Raw genomic sequence first — 17,838 nt, forward strand, 5'->3', positions numbered from 1 at the left:
GCGATTATGAACTTCATTATCATTTTGCTGGTCACTGCGTTATTGCAAATTTTTTCTCCCTGGTGGGTGATCGCGATTGTGCCTTTTGCAATCCATTTATGGCGGCCCACTGCTGCATTCAATTCTTTCTGGATCAGCTTCCTCGCTGTCGGTGCACTTTGGCTTGGCTACGGTTACTATTTGCATCTGGTTTCAAATGGCGCTATTTCGGACCGTATTGCGCAGATATTCTTTCTTCCCAACGGACTGCTGCTGCTATTGTTAAGTGCACTGATCGGGGGGCTGGTGGCAGGTTTTGCAGGACTTTCGGGATTTTTGGTCAGAGATATTTTCAGTCGGGAACCGGGTAGCTGATCCTGAAAAAACGATGGTTTTAAGGTCAGGTTTTATTCATTGTACTTAAACACAAATCCTTATCTTTGCGGCTCGTTCAAAAAATATAAACTTTAAAAACGTGAACAATAATACTTCGTTAATCTGGAACATAGTGCTTTCGTTGGCCGTAGCAGTACTTTTTTTCCTTCACTTCTCAGGTAAGCCGTCAGCCGATTCAGGTTCAGTTGCAGATGGTAATGTAGTAGCAGGCCGTAAAACAGTTTATGTTCAGATAGACTCACTTCTGAAAAATTACGAGTTCTTCAAGGATACCAGAAAAGAACTTGAGAACAAGAATTTTCAACTGGAAAACGAATTGAATACCAAAGGACGTTCATTGCAAAATGAAGTCGCTTTCTTTCAGCAAAAGGCGCAGACTATGACGCCTGAGCAAGCGAGATCCACAGAAGCGCAGTTGATGAAAAAGCAGCAGGATCTGATGGCATACCGCGATCAGTCGGCGCAGGCACTTGGCCAGGAAGAGGCTAAGAAAAATGAGGAGCTTTACAAAAACATCCGTGCATATATCGACAAATACAACAAAGAAAATGGATTTGAATTCGTGCTTGGCTATTCTTTGGGCGGTGGTATCCTTTTCGCTAATCCTTCTCTGGACGTAACGCAAAAGATCCTTGACGGATTGAATAAGGAATACAAATCAGACGGTAAGCCAGCAGCAGCTGACTCTACCAAGAAGAAATAACTGGTAATTTTTAAGACAATAAAAAAGCTGGCGGTTCAATTGAACCGCCAGCTTTTTTATTGGTATTTACTCTAAAACTAGACTGCGGAAGATGAGAACTTCGCGCCGATATATTCTCTATTCATACGCGCTATATTCTCCATACTGATCTCTTTCGGACACTCAGCCGAGCAAGCTCCTGTATTCGTACATGCTCCGAATCCTTCTGCATCCATCTGTGCCACCATTTTCTCAGCACGAATGCTACGTTCAGCCTGGCCTTGCGGTAGCAATGCAAGCTGTGATATTTTAGCAGAAACAAACAACATCGCAGAAGCATTCTTGCAAGCAGCTACGCAAGCTCCGCATCCAATACAGGCCGCCGCAGAAAATGCATCATCAGCTGCCTCTTTTGGAACCGGCAAGCTATTGGCATCCTGCGCATTACCCGTATTTACCGATACAAAACCTCCCGCGGAAATTACGCGATCGAATGCGTCACGGTCAACAACAAGATCCTTAATTACCGGAAAAGCCTGTGCTCTCCATGGCTCCACAACGATGGTATCCCCATCATTAAAGGAACGCATGTGCAGCTGGCAAACAGTGACCCCTCTCAGCGGACCGTGAGGCCTGCCGTTAATGTACATAGAGCAAGATCCGCAAATCCCTTCCCTGCAGTCATGGTCAAATGCAACCGGTTCTTTTCCTTCTTCAATGAGTTGTTCATTCAACACATCAAACATTTCAAGGAATGACATATCAGGGGAAACGCTATCCAGCTTGTAGTTTTCAAAACCACCCGCTGTCTCTTTATTACTTTGCCTCCAAACTTTCAGAGACAAGCTCATATTTCCTTCCATATCTTTCTGTATTCTTTACGCTGTGAAAATTGTACACCCGGACAGGATCCGGCCTTATTAATTATTTATAACTCCTCTGGGCAATCTTAATGTTCTCGTAGATCAGCTCCTCCTTATGCAATTCCCATTCCTCAGGTCCTTTATGCTCCCAGGCCGACACAAACATGAAGTTTTCATCGTCCCGCATTGCCTCCCCTTCCTCGGTCTGGTATTCTTCCCGGAAGTGACCGCCACACGATTCATTTCTCGTCAGGGCATCAATACACATTAATTCTCCCAACTCGATAAAGTCGGCCACGCGGTTTGCCTTATCCAGCTCAGGATTGAAGTAGGTCGCTGTTCCCATTACCTTTACATCACTCCAGAACTCCTCTCTCAGCTGGCGTATTTCAATGATCGCCTCTTTCAAACCCTGCTCATTACGCGCCATTCCACACTTATCCCACATGATTTTACCCAGGCGGCGGTGGAATATTTCAGGAGATGTTTTACCCTGAATTTTCAGTAGTTTTTCAATACGCTCGCGAACTTCCTGTTCTGTTTTAACAAAAACTTCGTGCTCAGTAGATATTTTCCCGGTCCTGATCTCATTTGAAAGGTAAGATCCGATAGTATAAGGAATTACGAAATAACCGTCGGCCAAACCCTGCATCAGCGCCGAAGCTCCCAGACGGTTTGCACCGTGATCCGAGAAATTCGCTTCACCCAATGCATACAGTCCGGGTACAGTGGTCATTAAGTTATAATCTACCCAAAGTCCGCCCATTGTGTAGTGAACAGCCGGGTAAATACGCATTGGAACCTGGTATGGATCTTCACCTGTGATCTGTTTGTACATATCGAACAGGTTACCATACTTCTCTTTCACAACCGCTTTTCCCCATGCAATAATATCCGAATCGGAGGCATTATGAATATTATTTTTATTAGCTTCCGCTCTGCCATAACGTTCTACCGCAGCAGCAAAGTCAAGGAAAACAGCCAGTTTTGAACTACCTACTCCATAACCTGCATCGCAACGTTCCTTAGCAGCACGCGAAGCGATATCACGCGGTACCAGGTTACCGAATGCAGGGTAACGTCTTTCCAGGTAGTAATCACGTTCTTCCTCAGGAATCTCGTTACCGGGACGTGTATCGTTTTTGGCTTTAGGCACCCAGATCCTACCATCATTACGAAGTGATTCGGACATCAGCGTAAGCTTCGATTGATGCTCTCCTGATACCGGAATACAAGTAGGGTGAATTTGTGTAAAACATGGATTTCCGAAGAATGCGCCACGTTTATGTGCTTTCCAGGCTGCGGTCACATTGCTACCCATTGCATTCGTCGACAGGTAGAAAACGTTACCATAACCGCCCGAGCAAAGCAATACCGCGTGTGCAGCATGTCTTTCCAGCTCCCCGGTGATCAGGTTTCTGGCGATGATACCACGGCATTTACCGTCGATATTCACGATATCCAGCATTTCGTGGCGGTTGTACATTTTAACAGTACCCATACCAACCTGACGCTGCAAACCTGAATATGCGCCTAAAAGCAACTGCTGGCCAGTTTGACCGGCGGCATAAAATGTTCTCTGTACCTGTGTTCCACCGAAAGAACGGTTGGAAAGTAAGCCGCCATATTCGCGTGCAAAGGGCACCCCGGCAGCTACGCATTGGTCGATAATGCTACCTGATACTTCTGCCAAACGGTGCACATTACCTTCTCTGGAGCGATAGTCACCTCCTTTGATCGTATCATAAAAAAGACGGTAAATCGAGTCACCGTCATTCTGATAGTTTTTTGCTGCATTGATCCCTCCTTGCGCAGCAATCGAGTGCGCGCGGCGGGGGGAATCCTGAAAACAAAAGGCTTTTACCGCATATCCCAGCTCCGCCAGCGTGGCAGCGGCAGATGCCCCGGCCAATCCGGTTCCTATTACTATAATTTCAAGATTACGTTTATTCGCAGGATTTACCAGAGGTACGGAAGAACGGTATTTACTCCATTTAGTTTCCAGTGGTCCCTGAGGTACTTTGGCATCCAGACGAGAAGAAGTCGCCATATTATTTTTATTTAATCGAAATTTTGAAAAAGAAAAAAGAATCACCGGCATCAGCCGGCACTCGTTTTATTTAACCCACCCGAGATACATGGAAATTGGCATCAACGCAAAAAGTAGCGGAATAACGATTGAAAATGCTGTTCCTACAAACGAAATGATACCGTTGTATTTCACGTGGTTCCAGCCCAGTGACTGAAATGCGCTTTTGAAACCGTGCAGCAAATGCCAGAACAATGAGATACATCCGCCGACATAGATCAGCACCACCCAGATATTCTGGAAAATGTCCAGCATCATCTGATACAAATTGAGCTCCTCCCCGGTCGCAAACTGATTGGAACGGTTAGGAATCCAGAAATGTGCCGTGTGAATGACCAAAAAGATCAGCAGCAACGTACCCAGCAACCCCATACTTCTCGAATACCAGGTGCTGTTCGCAGAACGGTTGTTGACTGCGTAACCGATCGGTCGCGCCTCCCTGTTATTTTTCCAAAGAATAAGACCGTCGGCAATGTGAATCAGGAAGCCGGCTACCAACACGATTTCGAGCGTGCGGATGATCGGGTTTGTTCCCATAAAGTGACCCCAATGAGTAAAAGTCTCGCCCCCGTCATTGTAAAAGATCATCGCATTAATGGTCGCATGAATGACCAGAAAGCTAATTAAAAAAAGTCCGGTAAGAGCCATCAGAAGCTTTTTGCCGATAGAGCTCGTTAACGTTTGTGAAAACCACGACATATGAAACACAAATGGTTTTAGTGCAAAAAAATGAGGTATATTTAGAACCTTTCAAAGGTATATCACAAACCGTACCCAGGCAATAAAACGGGTTCATTTTTGCGTAGCAGGCTATTATTTATAATCATTATTGAGAAATTTTGAGTTGTATAAATCCGGTGCTGATCAGTGTATTTACCATGGGTTTAAACACATAAAAAACCGCGTTTGTTTCCTTTATTTACACACATTTTGAGTCAAATATTTCGTTGAGACTTATGATCAGGCAAAATTCCCAATCTCTATGTCACTTACTTTACGATCCCTCCTAACTTTCATCTGTTTTACGGTACTTCTTTTTTCAGTTTCACAGGTCAAAGCCACCCACTTCCGGGCAGGAGAAATTACTGCAAAACGCATATCCGGCCTGACTTACCAGATCACGCTTTCCGCCTATTTCGACGTCTCGCCTCCGGGTAAGACAGCGGCGGACGCAGCCACTTTTGTGGAATTTTATTTTGGTACGGACGGCCCCAAGAGGGTTGAACGGGGCACGATTCGTAACATCGGTAACAATACTACTTACAACGAGTACGTCACCACGTACACTTTCCCTTCTGCCAATCCTTACCAGATCTCCGTAAGAATGGAGAACCGGAATGCAAGCACTTTGAACCTCAATAATGGAGTTGCCACGGATCGACTTAACTTCTTCGTTCACAGCACATTGGAGATCAATGCACAGTTCGGCAGCAACCAAACGCCCGTCCTCCTGAATCCGCCTATTGATGTGGCTGCGGTTGGACAACGGTATATTCATAATCCAAATGCATTCGATGCCGACGGCGACAGCCTTGCCTATAAGCTCTTCACACCCCAACAAAGCAGCGGGGGTGGACGTGGTGTAAATATTGACTATAAACATCCGAATTTGATTGGTGGTCCCGGACAGACAGAAAACGGCGCCACACCCGCTACTTTCACACTTGATGAAAGAACCGGCGATCTTGTCTGGGACGCACCGACTATGAAGGGGCAATATAATATAGCATTTATCGTGGAGGAATGGAGGGACGGTGTATTGATCGGCCAGATCGTCCGGGACATGCAGATTTTGGTGGAAGACGCCCGCAACGACCGGCCTTTAGTGGACCCGCTACCTGACCTGTGCGTCGAGGCTGGCACTTTTATTAACCAGCAGATTAAGGCCACTGACAAAAATGGCGACCGGCTTACATTGACCTCCACGGGTGGGGTGTACCAAAATGGTTTGATCAAACCTGCACTGGCCGCATTCAATGTGCCCCAGCAAGGTTCCCAGAATACGGTCACCGGCCAGTTTACCTGGCAGACTTCCTGCGACCACATCCGCCTTGAACCTTATGATGTGCTTTTTAAAGTAGAAGACTCACCTGCCCCCGGAACGCCCAACCCCGGCCTGTTCCGAAAGCTGGTGGATATGACCACTTTGAGCATTAAAGTGTACGGGCCCAAACCCACTGGCCTGCGGGCAGTGGCCGCTACCGACCCGGCAGGCACTGCTTACCGGCTCAACTGGGATGCTTATAAATGCCAGGTGAATGGCGCAAGGGTTGTTATTTACAGAAAAGAAGGCTGTACCGATATTCCAGAAGACGTTTGTATCACCGGTATCCCTGCTGGTTCTGGCTATGAAGAAGTGGGGCGCGTACCGGTTACCCAGACTACTTTTCTGGACAATAATGGCGGCGACGGTCTCCGTCCGGGCGTTTCTTACAGCTACCGCCTGGTCGTGATTTTCCCAAGACCAGGTACTACCGGCGCTGAGCCTGGGAGTTTGGTAGGGGGCGGAGAAAGTATGGCTTCTGACGAATTCTGTCTGAAACTGCCAATTTTAATGCCGGTTATCACCAATGTAACAGTGGATACGACTAGCGAAACAAGAGGGGTTATTACGGTTAAATGGACCAAGCCAGCCGCAGCTTCGGGCCTACCTGCCCAGTACCGCATTTTCCGCGCTACCGGCCAGAGCGGGACTGCATTTACATTGGTCGCAACGATCAATACCAACCTGGTAGCAGGCGTGCCCGATACGATTTTTGTCGACAGGGGATTGAATACCCAGGTCAACCCATACAATTACAAGCTTGAATACTGGACTACCCAGGGCGGGCAGCTGGTCAAATTTGACGAAACTGAAACGGCCAGCAGTGTCCGGCTTGAACAAGGCGCTGCCGAGCCTACCCGCGTGCGCATCAACTGGTCGGCGCTGGTCCCCTGGGACAACGCTAACCGCGTGCACAGGGTTTATCGTGAGGACAAAACCAGGCCGGGCACATTCAACCGCATTGCCGACGTGCCCGTTGGTCCAAGCCAGAACTTTACATTTACAGATGACGGCGTAGACAGGTATGCTGCCGATGGTACGGTCAATGTGACGATCGTCAACGATTCGACCTATTGCTACAAAGTAGAAACGGTGGGTTCTTACAACAACAGCCAAATCAGGCCGGCTGTACTTTACAACTTTTCACAGATACTTTGTGTGTCTTCTTCGGATACCACCAAGCCGTGCCCGCCGGTACTGGCCCTGGACCCGCTCAACTGTGATTCGCTCAATGCGCACCCGGATGCATTCTGCGACTCCCCTACTTTTACCAACCACCTTTCCTGGACTTATCCACAGCAGGTAGATGGAAAAGAATGCGACCCGAATGTATCGGCTTACAAAGTATACTATGCCAGGTATGAAGACGAAACACCAGCTTTGATCGCTACGGTGACGATCCCGCCTGCGCCGCTGGCGACCACTTATAACCACGCGGGATTAACTTCGTTTGCGGGATGTTATTATGTGACGGCTGTCAACAGGTTTGGTGCTGAAAGCGCGCCGAGCAATATTGTCTGCAAGGATAACTGCCCGATGTATGTGCTGCCCAATGTTTTTACACCAAATGGCGATTCTAAAAACGATATCTTCCAGCCTTACGAATGCCCTGCATTTGTGCAGTCACTCGAATTCAGGGTTTTCAACCGATGGGGAGCAAAAGTGTTCTCGACAAACGATGTCAATATCAACTGGAACGGGAAAACCAATGCAGGAAAGGACCTCGCCGCAGGCCAGTACTACTACGAAGTGACCGTCTATTTTGAATCTTCCAAAAAACAAAGCGACCCCACTACCATCAAAGGATGGGTACAGCTGCTCAGGTAGGAATTCGTAGATATCAGGTTTAAGAGGTCGGGTTTGGTTGATGAAGCTATTTTATAAGTGTACATAAACACATATATTCGCTTCGGAGGGTACACATTTTTGTTTTAAATTTTCGTTCAATAAAACAGTTGAAGGATTATTTAACGGTACCAACAACCTCTATCCAATTAGTTGATTCTGATATCTATGCGCTCTTTTCTACGAATCCTACCATATATCTTTTCGGTTTGTCTGCTATTGGCCAGTTTTGATGCCGCGGCGACGCACATCCGGGCTGGTGAAATTACAGCTAGAAGGCTTTCCGGGCTGACCTACGAGCTCAAACTCACTGCATATTTTGATATGCAAAACGGAGAAGGTGCCGCAGATGCTCAGAATTCGATATTTTTTACGATTGGAAACGTTCGGTCTACCGGCACACCTGTGATCCTGGAAGCGCCGCGTGTTGAACGTGTGCCACCGGATATTGGCAACAATACCACTCGAAATACTTACATTCTCAATTACACTTTCCCCACTGCGGCGGCCTACCGGATATCATTTGAAGAAGATAACCGCAACAACGGAATTCTTAATATCGGCCCGCCGCCGACGCAAAGTCTCAACTTTTATGTAAGTACTATTCTTGAAATCAATCCGCAGTTCGGTGCAAATCAAACGCCCGTTCTTCTCAATGCGCCTATTGATCTGGCGGCTGTGGGACAGCGGTATATCCATAATCCAAATGCATTCGACGCCGACGGTGACAGCCTCGCCTATCGCCTTTTTGTTCCACAGCAAAGCGGCGTAAATGGTGCGGGAGTTAATTTACAATATGTAAATCCGAATCAGATCGGAGCTCCAGGCCAGACCGAGGGCGGTGCATCGCCTGCTACATTCAGCCTCAATGAGGTAACCGGTGACCTGATTTGGGATGCGCCTGTTACGAAGGGGTATTATAATGTAGCTTTTACCGTAGAAGAATGGCGGGACGGGGTTCTGATCGGGCGGATTGTAAGAGATATGCAGATCATCGTCGACGATGCCCGCAACGACCGGCCTTTAATGGACCCGCTACCTGACCTGTGCGTCGAGGCTGGCACTTTTATTAACCAGCAGATCAAAGCCACTGACAAAAATGGCGACCGGCTTACATTGACCTCCACCGGTGGGGTGTACCAGAATGGCCTGATCAAACCTGCATTGGCCGCATTCAATGTAGCCCAGCAGGGTGCCCAGAACACGGTCACCGGCCAGTTTACCTGGCAGACTTCCTGCGACCACATCCGCCTTGAACCTTATGATGTGCTTTTTAAAGTAGAAGACTCACCTGCCCCCGGAACGCCCAACCCGGGACTGTTCCGAAAGCTGGTGGATATGACCACTTTAAGCATTAAAGTGTACGGGCCCAAACCCACCGGCCTGCGGGCAGTGGCCGCTACCGACCCGGCAGGCACTGCTTACCGGCTCAACTGGGATGCTTATAAATGCCTGGTGAATGGAGCAAGGGTCGTTATTTATAGAAAAGAAGGCTGTACCGATATTCCAGAAGACGTTTGTATCACCGGTATCCCCGCTGGTTCTGGGTATGAAGAAGTAGGGCGCGTGCCGGTTACCCAGACGACTTTTCTGGACAATAATGGCGGCGACGGTCTCCGTCCGGGCGTTTCTTACAGCTACCGCCTGGTCGTGATTTTCCCAAGACCAGGTACTACCGGCGCTGAGCCTGGGAGTTTGATAGGGGGCGGAGAAAGTATGGCTTCTGACGAATTCTGTCTGAAACTGCCAATTTTAATGCCGGTTATCACCAATGTAACAGTGGATACGACTAGCGAAACAAGAGGGGTTATTACAGTTAAATGGACTAAGCCAGCCGCAGCTTCGGGCCTACCTGCTCAGTACCGCCTTTTCCGCGCTACCGGCCAGAGCGGGACTGCATTTACCTTGATTGCAACCATCAATACTAATTTGATAGCAGGTGCGCCAGATACGATTTTTGTGGACAGGGGATTGAATACCCAGGTTAACCCATACAACTACAAGCTCGAATATTGGACCACGCAAGGCGGACAGCTGGTTAAATTTGATGAAACAGAAACGGCCAGCAGTGTCCGGTTGGAACAAGGCGCAGCCGAACCGACGCGTGTCCGCATCAACTGGTCGGCGCTGGTGCCCTGGGACAACTCTAACCGCGTGCACAGGGTTTATCGTGAGGACAAAACCAGGCCGGGCACATTCAACCGCATTGCCGACGTGCCCGTTGGTCCAAGCCAGAACTTTACATTTACAGATGACGGCGTAGACAGGTATGCCGCCGATGGTACGGTCAATGTGACGATCGTCAACGATTCGACCTATTGCTACAAAGTAGAAACGGTGGGTTCTTACAACAACAGCCAGATCAGGCCGGCTGTACTTAACAACTTTTCGCAGATACTTTGCGTGTCTTCTTCGGATACCACCAAGCCCTGCCCGCCGGTGTTGGCCCTGGACCCGCTTAACTGCGATTCGCTCAATGCGCACCCGGATGCATTCTGCGACTCCCCTACTTTTACCAACCACCTTTCCTGGACTTATCAACAGCAGGTGGACGGAAAAGAATGCGACCCGAACGTTTCGGCTTACAAGGTGTATTATGCCCGCTATGAAGATGAGACGCCGGGCCTGATCGCCACGGTTACTATCCCCCCTGCGCCGCTGGCCACCACTTACGACCACGCCGGGCTTACTTCTTTTGCGGGATGTTATTATGTGACGGCTGTCAACAGGTTTGGTGCTGAAAGCGCGCCGAGCAATATTGTTTGCAAGGACAACTGCCCGATGTATGTGCTGCCTAATGTATTTACACCCAATGGCGATTCTAAAAACGATAACTTCCAGCCTTACGAATGCCCCGCATTTGTGCAGTCGCTTGAATTCAGGGTTTTCAACCGCTGGGGTGCAAAAGTCTTCTCGACAAACGATGTCAATATCAACTGGAACGGGAAAACCAATGCAGGAAAGGACCTCGCCGCAGGCCAGTACTACTACGAAGTGACCGTCTATTTTGAATCTTCCAAAAAACAAAGCGACCCCACTACCATCAAAGGATGGGTACAGCTGCTCAGGTAGGTGATATTTTTTCTTTCGAATGCAATTATTTCCTTTGTAGCCCGCGCAGCTTGTGCGGGCTTTTTATTTTCGTTGTAAACAAACTAAAATCCAGCATGATGAAAAGGGCATATATTTTTCCCGGACAGGGATCCCAGTTTAAAGGAATGGGGCTTGATCTTTACCAGTCTTCCGATTCGGCAAAGACGCTTTTTGAAAAAGCCAATGAAGTATTAGGCTTCGATATTACCAAAATCATGTTTGAAGGAACCGACGAGGAGCTCAAACAAACGAATGTGACGCAGCCTGCGATTTTTATACATTCCGTGATTTTAGCAAAGATCAATACTGATTTTAACCCCAATATGGTTGCTGGGCATTCACTGGGCGAATTCTCGGCATTGGTAGCTGCCGGTACGCTGTCTTTCGAAGAGGGACTTGAACTTGTGGCTAAACGCGCGGACGCTATGCAGAAAGCCTGCGAGATCCGCCCCTCTACGATGGCTGCCATTCTCGGGCTTGCTGATCATGTGATTGAGGAAATTTGCGCGGGCATTACGAATGAGATCGTCGTACCTGCCAATTACAACTGTCCCGGACAGGTCGTGATATCCGGCTCGGTAGAAGGTGTTGAAAAAGCTTGCGAACTATTGAAGGCAGCGGGAGCCAAAAGAGCATTGATTTTGCAGGTAGGTGGCGCTTTTCACTCGCCATTGATGGAGCCTGCACGGCAGGAACTGGCAGATGCGATCCACGCAGCACAGTTTGAACCGCCTGTTTGCCCCGTTTACCAAAATGTAAATGCGAAACCTGCAACAGAAGTTACGGTAATCAAAGAGAACCTGATCGCACAGCTGACTTCACCGGTAAGATGGACGCAATCCATTGAGCAGATGGTAGCTGACGGTGCAGAAGTGTTTATAGAATGTGGTCCCGGAAAGGTGTTGCAAGGCCTCGTAAAGAAAATCGCAAATACGGTCGAAGTACGAAGTATTTAATTTTTTTACGCAAAAGCTTGACAACTTAGTCTCGTCACATTACTTTTGCACCACTGTTTACGGTTTTGGCCGATGGTGTAATGGTAACACAGGACATTTTGGTTGTCTTATTCAGGGTTCGAGTCCTTGTCGGCCAACAGTAACTTAAAGAGCTCAGTTTTCTGAGCTCTTTTTTTGTGCCTTCCTTTTTAAGAATGTGTACAAATTAGAATATGAAATCCCGCACCACGAGCCAGAAAGGCAATTTCAAACTAAATTTAAGGGTGTTAGGCTACGAATATCGGGATTTGGTGACTTATGGCATTGGGATTGTATAAAATTTCCAGATGAAATATTACATTTATATGTTTTAACCTAAATGCACCCCGTATGAAAATTGAAAAAGTTAAGAAGCGCGACCGCGAGCGCACCAAGAGCAAAATCCTCAAAGCTGTTGGCGAAGTAATTGAACAGCACGGTACCGAAAAGGTTGGCGTGAACCTTATTGCCCGCACCGCCGGAGTAAACAAAGTGCTGATTTACAGGTATTTCGAAAGTGTGGACGGCCTGATGGAGCAATATGTGAGATCGGGCGAATACACTTCGACGACAAGTATGGATTACATCGACAATATCCCTACCCTGAGCCCGGAAGAGCGCGGCAAAGCGCTCAACGACCTGATGCAAACCTTTCTGCACGATCTGCGCGAGCGGAAAGCAACGCGGGATCTGCTGAGATGGGAAATCGGGACGGGCAAATCGATGCTGTCGGACGCGAGAAACCAGGTAGCGGCCAAGATCCTTAACAAGATCGGCGATCTGCCTAATTACAGCGACACCAGCGCGCTTGTATCATTCTTGACGGCGGGAATCTATTTTATGACCATTTCTACGGACTACCGCCAAAAAATGATCGATGTAGACCTGTATTCCGACGAAGGCTGGCAGCGTATCGAAAAGGTTATTGAGCATATCATCACGGATATCCGGGAATAGCATAGTTACAGTTAATCCCTGTTTTAAATTAACCGTAAACTATATTTGCGCATCAATATGATAATACCGATACCTTTTGAATAAAGCCTGTCCATTGCACGAAAGGCTACGGGCTAAAAAATATGAGTGTTCTTAAAAAATTAGCTGGTGAAACTGCCACATACGGTATCAGCACAATGCTGGGCCGGTTTCTGAATTACCTGCTGGTAGCACTTCACACAGACCTGTTTGAGCCCGACCAAATTGCAGCACAGGGACAGATGTACGCCTACGCCGGCCTGGCTATGGTACTTTATACATTTGGAATGGAAACCGCTTTCTTCCGTTTCGCACGTCAGGAAGCCGACCGAAAAACCTACTATAATCTCATTTTAAGCGCAGTAATGATTGTCAGCCTGTTTTTTTCCGGGCTGATTTTCATTTTTGCGACGGATGCAGCACAAGCGATCCGATATCCCGAAAGCGTTTCGATTGTCCGAATGTTCGCTATCATCATGGCGATTGACGCGATTGTTGCGATCCCATTTGCGAAGCTGCGACTGGAAGGAAAAGGGAAAAAGTTTGTGGTAGTCCGCGTGGCGAATATTCTCGTCAATATTTTCCTGAATATCTTCTTTCTGATTATTTGCCGGGATATTCACGCCGGGAAATACCTCGACTTTGTCCGACCGCTCATTGACCTTTTCTATGATCCCGCAAATGCGCCGGATTACATCGTACTGGCCAATTTGATTGCCAACCTCCTATTCTTCTGGTGGTTGCGGCAGGAGTTTTACGGATTTCGGTTTGTGTTTAACAAAACACTTTTTCAGCCAGTCTGGGTATATGCATTTCCGATATTGATCATGAATGCGGGCGGGATCCTGAATATGCTTTTTGACAGGACATTTATTCAATTCCTGCTGCCTGAGGGCTTCTATGCCGGACAGAGTAAGAAAACTTCGATCGGGATTTATGTGCAGTGTTACAAGCTCTCAATTTTCATGAATCTGGCTATTCAGGCATTTAAATATGCCGCAGAGCCTTTCTTTTTCTCAAAGGGAGAAGACAAAAATGCGCCGCCGATATTCGCCAAGGTTACCAAATACTTCATCATTATCTGCACGCTGATGTGGGTCGGAATTTCGCTGAACCTGGATCTGTTTGCAGCGCTGTTTTTAAAGCAGAAAATCTACCACCAAGGCTTGCCGGTCGTGCCCTGGCTGCTGGCGGGATATCTATTCTTGGGAGTATATTATAATGTTGCTACGTGGTTTAAGCTGACGGACAACACGCAGTTTGGCACCTGGTTTACGCTGATTGGCGCAGCTATTACAATCGCATCAAGCTTTTTGCTGGTGCCACGGATCGGCTATCTGGGTTTTGCGATCGCATTCGCGCTGTCAGGATTTGTGATGCTGGCGCTCTGCTATTATTACGGACAAAAGCATTATCCGGTGCCTTACGATGTAAAATCGGCTTTGGGCTATTTTGGAGTAGGTACGCTGCTGATCTGGGCTTCTTCGCAGTTCAGTATTCCGGAGCTGTGGATGTCAGTAACTATCCATATTGGATTGTTTGCAGTATTTGCGGCCTTCGTTTTTATGATTGAACGAAAAAATCTGCCTTTTTTTAGAAAGTAACAGTCTGATCAGCGCTCCATCTCCCTGAGGAGCTTATTGGAGAAGAGAAATTCTTTCAGTTCGGGTACATCGGTTTTGATAATATCGGAACTAATTCCTTCCCACAATTTATCTCCCTGATACAAAAACATAATATTCTGCCCGATCTCCATCACAGAGTTCATATCGTGGGTAATAATAATTGTGGTAATCTGATATTCTTCTGTGATTTCTTTGATCAGCTCATCGATTTTAACCGAAGTCAATGGATCGAGACCTGAGTTGGGTTCGTCGCAAAACAGGTACATCGGGTTCATAACGATCGCCCGGGCAATGCCTACCCGTTTTTTCATCCCGCCGCTGATCTCCGAAGGCATTCTTTTGGCGGCAGCTTCCAAACCTACGCGCTGCAAGCAGAATGCAACCCGGTCCTGCTTTTCCTGAACGCTCTGGTCCGTCAGCATATCCAATGGAAACCGCACGTTTTCTTCGACTGTTTTAGAATCAAAAAGCGCCCCGCCCTGGAAAAGTACGCCCATTTCACGGCGGATCGATTGCTGCACTTCTTTATCGCTGTTGTAAAAATCACGGCCATTGTAAAGCACATTCCCCTTGTCGGGTTTCACGAGGCCGATCATGCATTTCAGTAAAACGCTTTTCCCGGTACCACTGCCTCCGATAATCAGGTTTGTTTCCCCTTTTTTAAAAGTGGAAGTGATTCCCTTTAAAACCTCTTTACCATTGAAAGACTTGCTGATATTATTTATTTCAATCATTGTCTACAAAAATGAGCGGTCGGGTGATTACAGAAGCAATTGCGCAAGCAGGTAATCTGCAACCAAAACAGAAATACAGCTATTTGTAACCGCACCCGTGCTCGCTTTCCCTACTTCCAATGCGCCGCCTTGTGTGAAATAACCCTTGAATGAAGATATTGTCGCAATCAGAAAACCGAAAACAAACGGTTTTACACACATAAAAAAGATATTATACGGAACAAAAGAATCCCGGATACCATTCAGATAATCCCTCTCCGTGATCACTCCCGTCAATGTTCCTGCCATGTAACCGCCGAAAATATTTAAAAACCCGGCGAAAATAACGAGCATAGGAAACGTCAGCATCGCAGCTATCACCTTTGGCAAAACTAAATAAGACGCTGAGTTAATGCCCATTACTTCCAATGCGTCCACCTGCTCGGTGATCCGCATGGTACCCAGCTCACTGGCGATATTGGAGCCTACTTTTCCCGCGAGAACGATACAGGTAATGGTCGGCGCAAGTTCAAGTATAGACATATCGCGCACGATCAATGCCACCGTGGAGATAGGGATGATCGGACTGACGAGGTTATATGCAGTTTGAATACATGAAACCGCCCCGATAAATGTGGAAACGATAGCTACAATGAAAACAGAACTCACCCCGATGCCCACGCACTCTTCCATCAGCCGCCGCCAGTAAACCGACAGCTTTTCTCCCTTCCCGAAGAGCATTCCTAAAAAAATAAAGTATTTCCCGATTACGGACATAATCTTAATAGTATTCAATATTTTCGGGAAAATTAGGCAAAAAAAGAAGCATTCAGAAAAATGAATCCATTAGCGGTAGTTACCGGAGGAACAAAAGGAATCGGGCGGGCGGTAATTGAGCAATTTTCGGCGGAGGGATTTGATATTATTACCTGCGCAAGAAACGAAAACGACTTGCAGGAACTGAAAGAAGCACAGACTTCAAAATATCCGCATTCACAACTTTTCATATTCCGCGCCGACCTGTCGGTAAAGGAGGAACTGCATGCATTTATTGATTTTATTAAATCGAAAAACCGTGCGGCAGACGTACTAATCAATAACACCGGCGTATTTATTCCAGGCCAGGTCCACAATGAGCCGGACGGGGTTTTGGAAAAGACGATCGAGACGAATGTGTACAGCGCATATTATCTCACACGGGCTCTTTTGCCGGAAATGATGGACAGGAAAAAGGGGCATATTTTTACACTTTGCTCCACTGCCAGCATCATCGCATATCCCAACGGAGGCTCCTATTGCATCTCAAAATTTGCGCTTTATGGTATGACAAAAGTGCTCCGGGAGGAAATGAAGCCGCATCAGGTAAAGGTCACCGCGGTACTTCCGGGCGCGACGCTTACTGATAGCTGGAAAGGCACCACGTTGCCGGAAGACAGGTTTATTGACGCCAAAGATGTGGCGGAAGCAATCTGGTCAACCTATTCACTTTCGGGGCGCACGGTAGTAGAGGAAATTTTGATCCGGCCACAGCTGGGAGACCTTGATTGATAGTGTACGTAGCGCAATTTTTACTAAATTGCCACATTTTTAAAATTATTTATTAAACCTCTAACTTGTTTCATGGAACAATACCTCGGCATAGACGTGGGCGGTACTAACGTAAAAATGGGAATCGTTGACGCTACGGATGGGAGAATTTCAAATTTTTACAGCCATGATACCGCCAGCTGGCGCACCTCAGGACATTTTATAGAACGTTTAGGTGATGCGATCGCATTGCAGCTTGTCGAATATCCCGAGGTAAAGAAGGTAGGAATCGGTGTTCCGGGGCTCACAACCCGAGATAGAACTACACTGATCGAAATCACTGCAATTCCTGAAATTGACGGTATCGCAATCGTTCCTGACCTGAAAACAAGATTTCCAAATCACGACTTTTATCTGGAAAATGACGCCAACGCAGCTGCTTTGGGCGAATATTATTTTGGAGAAGACAAACTTCCTGAGGACTACATTTTCGTAACACTCGGTACCGGAATCGGCGGCGCGGCTATTATTGACAAGAAAGTATTCAAAGGCGGCGGCGGTAACGCGATGGAACCCGGGCACGTACCTTCGAAAAACGGCAAAGTTTTAGAGCGGAATATTGGCAAAAAGGAACTGCTTGACCTCGCCAATACCATGCGCGCCAACTATACAGGTACCACACAGTTACCAGCAGACGGTACTATTTCTACCACCGGCCTGGTTGCTGCGGCTTCCGGCGGCGATGAACTTGCAAAGCAGGTTTTCACTGAAATGGGCTACCTGCTCGGCGAAGGTTTGGTTTCAATGGTGCGTATCCTCGACATTACAACTATTTTGATCGGCGGTGGTATTTCTGCTTCGTTTGAATTTATTTTGCCCGCCATTAACGAACGTTTCAAATACTGGCTAACTCCATATTATTTGAAAACCATTACAGTGAAACGCGCTACCTTAGCAAATGATGCGGGTCTGCTTGGCGCTGCTTCCTTGTGTTTTGACTAAGAAAAGAGCCATTTAAAATAAAAATATCAAT

Annotated in this window: 14 protein-coding genes and 1 tRNA gene; 10 read left to right on the top strand and 5 right to left on the bottom strand. The window is 47.2% G+C overall.

The window, feature by feature from the left end; all coding sequences use genetic code 11:
- The first annotated feature begins 6 nt into the window (after positions 1–6).
- Together LZG94_RS21085 and LZG94_RS21090 are read left to right on the top strand one after the other, a co-directional pair.
- Entirely contained in the window at positions 7–354 is a 348-nt protein-coding gene (locus LZG94_RS21085; protein ID WP_233793745.1) for a hypothetical protein, read from the top strand.
- A 100-nt stretch (positions 355–454) separates the two neighbouring features.
- Positions 455–1,078 carry an OmpH family outer membrane protein gene (locus LZG94_RS21090; RefSeq protein ID WP_233793746.1) on the top strand — a complete coding sequence of 208 codons (624 nt, stop codon included), beginning with the start codon at positions 455–457 and terminating at the stop codon, positions 1,076–1,078.
- A 77-nt stretch (positions 1,079–1,155) separates the two neighbouring features.
- Here the strand turns inward: LZG94_RS21090 and LZG94_RS21095 are convergent, their stop codons facing one another.
- From LZG94_RS21095 to LZG94_RS21105, 3 genes are all read right to left on the bottom strand, one after another.
- Positions 1,156–1,908, bottom strand: coding sequence for a succinate dehydrogenase/fumarate reductase iron-sulfur subunit (locus LZG94_RS21095; RefSeq protein WP_233793859.1), 753 nt, complete (start codon positions 1,906–1,908; stop codon positions 1,156–1,158).
- Between the two features lie 73 nt (positions 1,909–1,981).
- Complete coding sequence (locus LZG94_RS21100; protein ID WP_233793747.1) at positions 1,982–3,970, bottom strand: fumarate reductase/succinate dehydrogenase flavoprotein subunit; 1,989 nt, start codon at positions 3,968–3,970, stop codon at positions 1,982–1,984.
- 66 nt (positions 3,971–4,036) lie between these two features.
- Complete coding sequence (locus tag LZG94_RS21105) at positions 4,037–4,708, bottom strand: succinate dehydrogenase cytochrome b subunit (protein WP_215235058.1); 672 nt, start codon at positions 4,706–4,708, stop codon at positions 4,037–4,039.
- Between the two features lie 283 nt (positions 4,709–4,991).
- On the opposite strand from LZG94_RS21105, the gene LZG94_RS21110 reads away from it, so the two are divergent.
- The 6 genes from LZG94_RS21110 to LZG94_RS21135 all read left to right on the top strand — a co-directional run bounded on the left by LZG94_RS21110 (position 4,992) and on the right by LZG94_RS21135 (position 14,544).
- A complete protein-coding gene (locus LZG94_RS21110) occupies positions 4,992–7,880 on the top strand; it encodes a gliding motility-associated C-terminal domain-containing protein (protein WP_233793748.1) in 2,889 nt (962 codons plus the stop codon).
- A 186-nt stretch (positions 7,881–8,066) separates the two neighbouring features.
- Positions 8,067–10,970 carry a gliding motility-associated C-terminal domain-containing protein gene (locus LZG94_RS21115; RefSeq protein ID WP_233793749.1) on the top strand — a complete coding sequence of 968 codons (2,904 nt, stop codon included), beginning with the start codon at positions 8,067–8,069 and terminating at the stop codon, positions 10,968–10,970.
- 98 nt (positions 10,971–11,068) lie between these two features.
- Positions 11,069–11,947, top strand: a complete 879-nt coding sequence (fabD, locus tag LZG94_RS21120) for an ACP S-malonyltransferase (RefSeq protein WP_233793860.1) — start codon at positions 11,069–11,071, stop codon at positions 11,945–11,947.
- Positions 11,948–12,013: 66 nt separating this feature from the next.
- A tRNA-Gln gene (locus LZG94_RS21125) sits at positions 12,014–12,084 on the top strand.
- 232 nt (positions 12,085–12,316) lie between these two features.
- Positions 12,317–12,922 (top strand): TetR/AcrR family transcriptional regulator, encoded by a 606-nt coding sequence (locus tag LZG94_RS21130; protein WP_233793750.1) that lies wholly within the window; start codon positions 12,317–12,319, stop codon positions 12,920–12,922.
- Between the two features lie 122 nt (positions 12,923–13,044).
- The gene (locus LZG94_RS21135; protein WP_233793751.1) at positions 13,045–14,544 is read left to right on the top strand and encodes a lipopolysaccharide biosynthesis protein; all 1,500 of its coding nucleotides are present in this window, start codon (positions 13,045–13,047) and stop codon (positions 14,542–14,544) included.
- An 8-nt stretch (positions 14,545–14,552) separates the two neighbouring features.
- Here LZG94_RS21135 and LZG94_RS21140 read toward each other — a convergent pair whose 3' ends face one another.
- Together LZG94_RS21140 and LZG94_RS21145 are read right to left on the bottom strand one after the other, a co-directional pair.
- The gene (locus tag LZG94_RS21140; protein ID WP_233793752.1) at positions 14,553–15,299 is read right to left on the bottom strand and encodes an ABC transporter ATP-binding protein; all 747 of its coding nucleotides are present in this window, start codon (positions 15,297–15,299) and stop codon (positions 14,553–14,555) included.
- A gap of 27 nt (positions 15,300–15,326) precedes the next feature.
- Positions 15,327–16,055, bottom strand: coding sequence for an ABC transporter permease (locus LZG94_RS21145; protein WP_233793861.1), 729 nt, complete (start codon positions 16,053–16,055; stop codon positions 15,327–15,329).
- Positions 16,056–16,115: 60 nt separating this feature from the next.
- Here LZG94_RS21145 and LZG94_RS21150 point away from each other — a divergent pair, with 60 nt between their 5' ends.
- Entirely contained in the window at positions 16,116–16,826 is a 711-nt protein-coding gene (locus tag LZG94_RS21150; protein WP_233793753.1) for an SDR family oxidoreductase, read from the top strand.
- Between the two features lie 72 nt (positions 16,827–16,898).
- Positions 16,899–17,807, top strand: a complete 909-nt coding sequence (locus tag LZG94_RS21155) for an ROK family protein (RefSeq protein ID WP_215235067.1) — start codon at positions 16,899–16,901, stop codon at positions 17,805–17,807.
- The last annotated feature ends 31 nt before the right edge of the window (positions 17,808–17,838 follow it).

It is taken from the genome of Dyadobacter sp. CY343 (genome assembly GCF_021390335.1).
In the GTDB taxonomy this organism is placed as follows: domain Bacteria; phylum Bacteroidota; class Bacteroidia; order Cytophagales; family Spirosomataceae; genus Dyadobacter.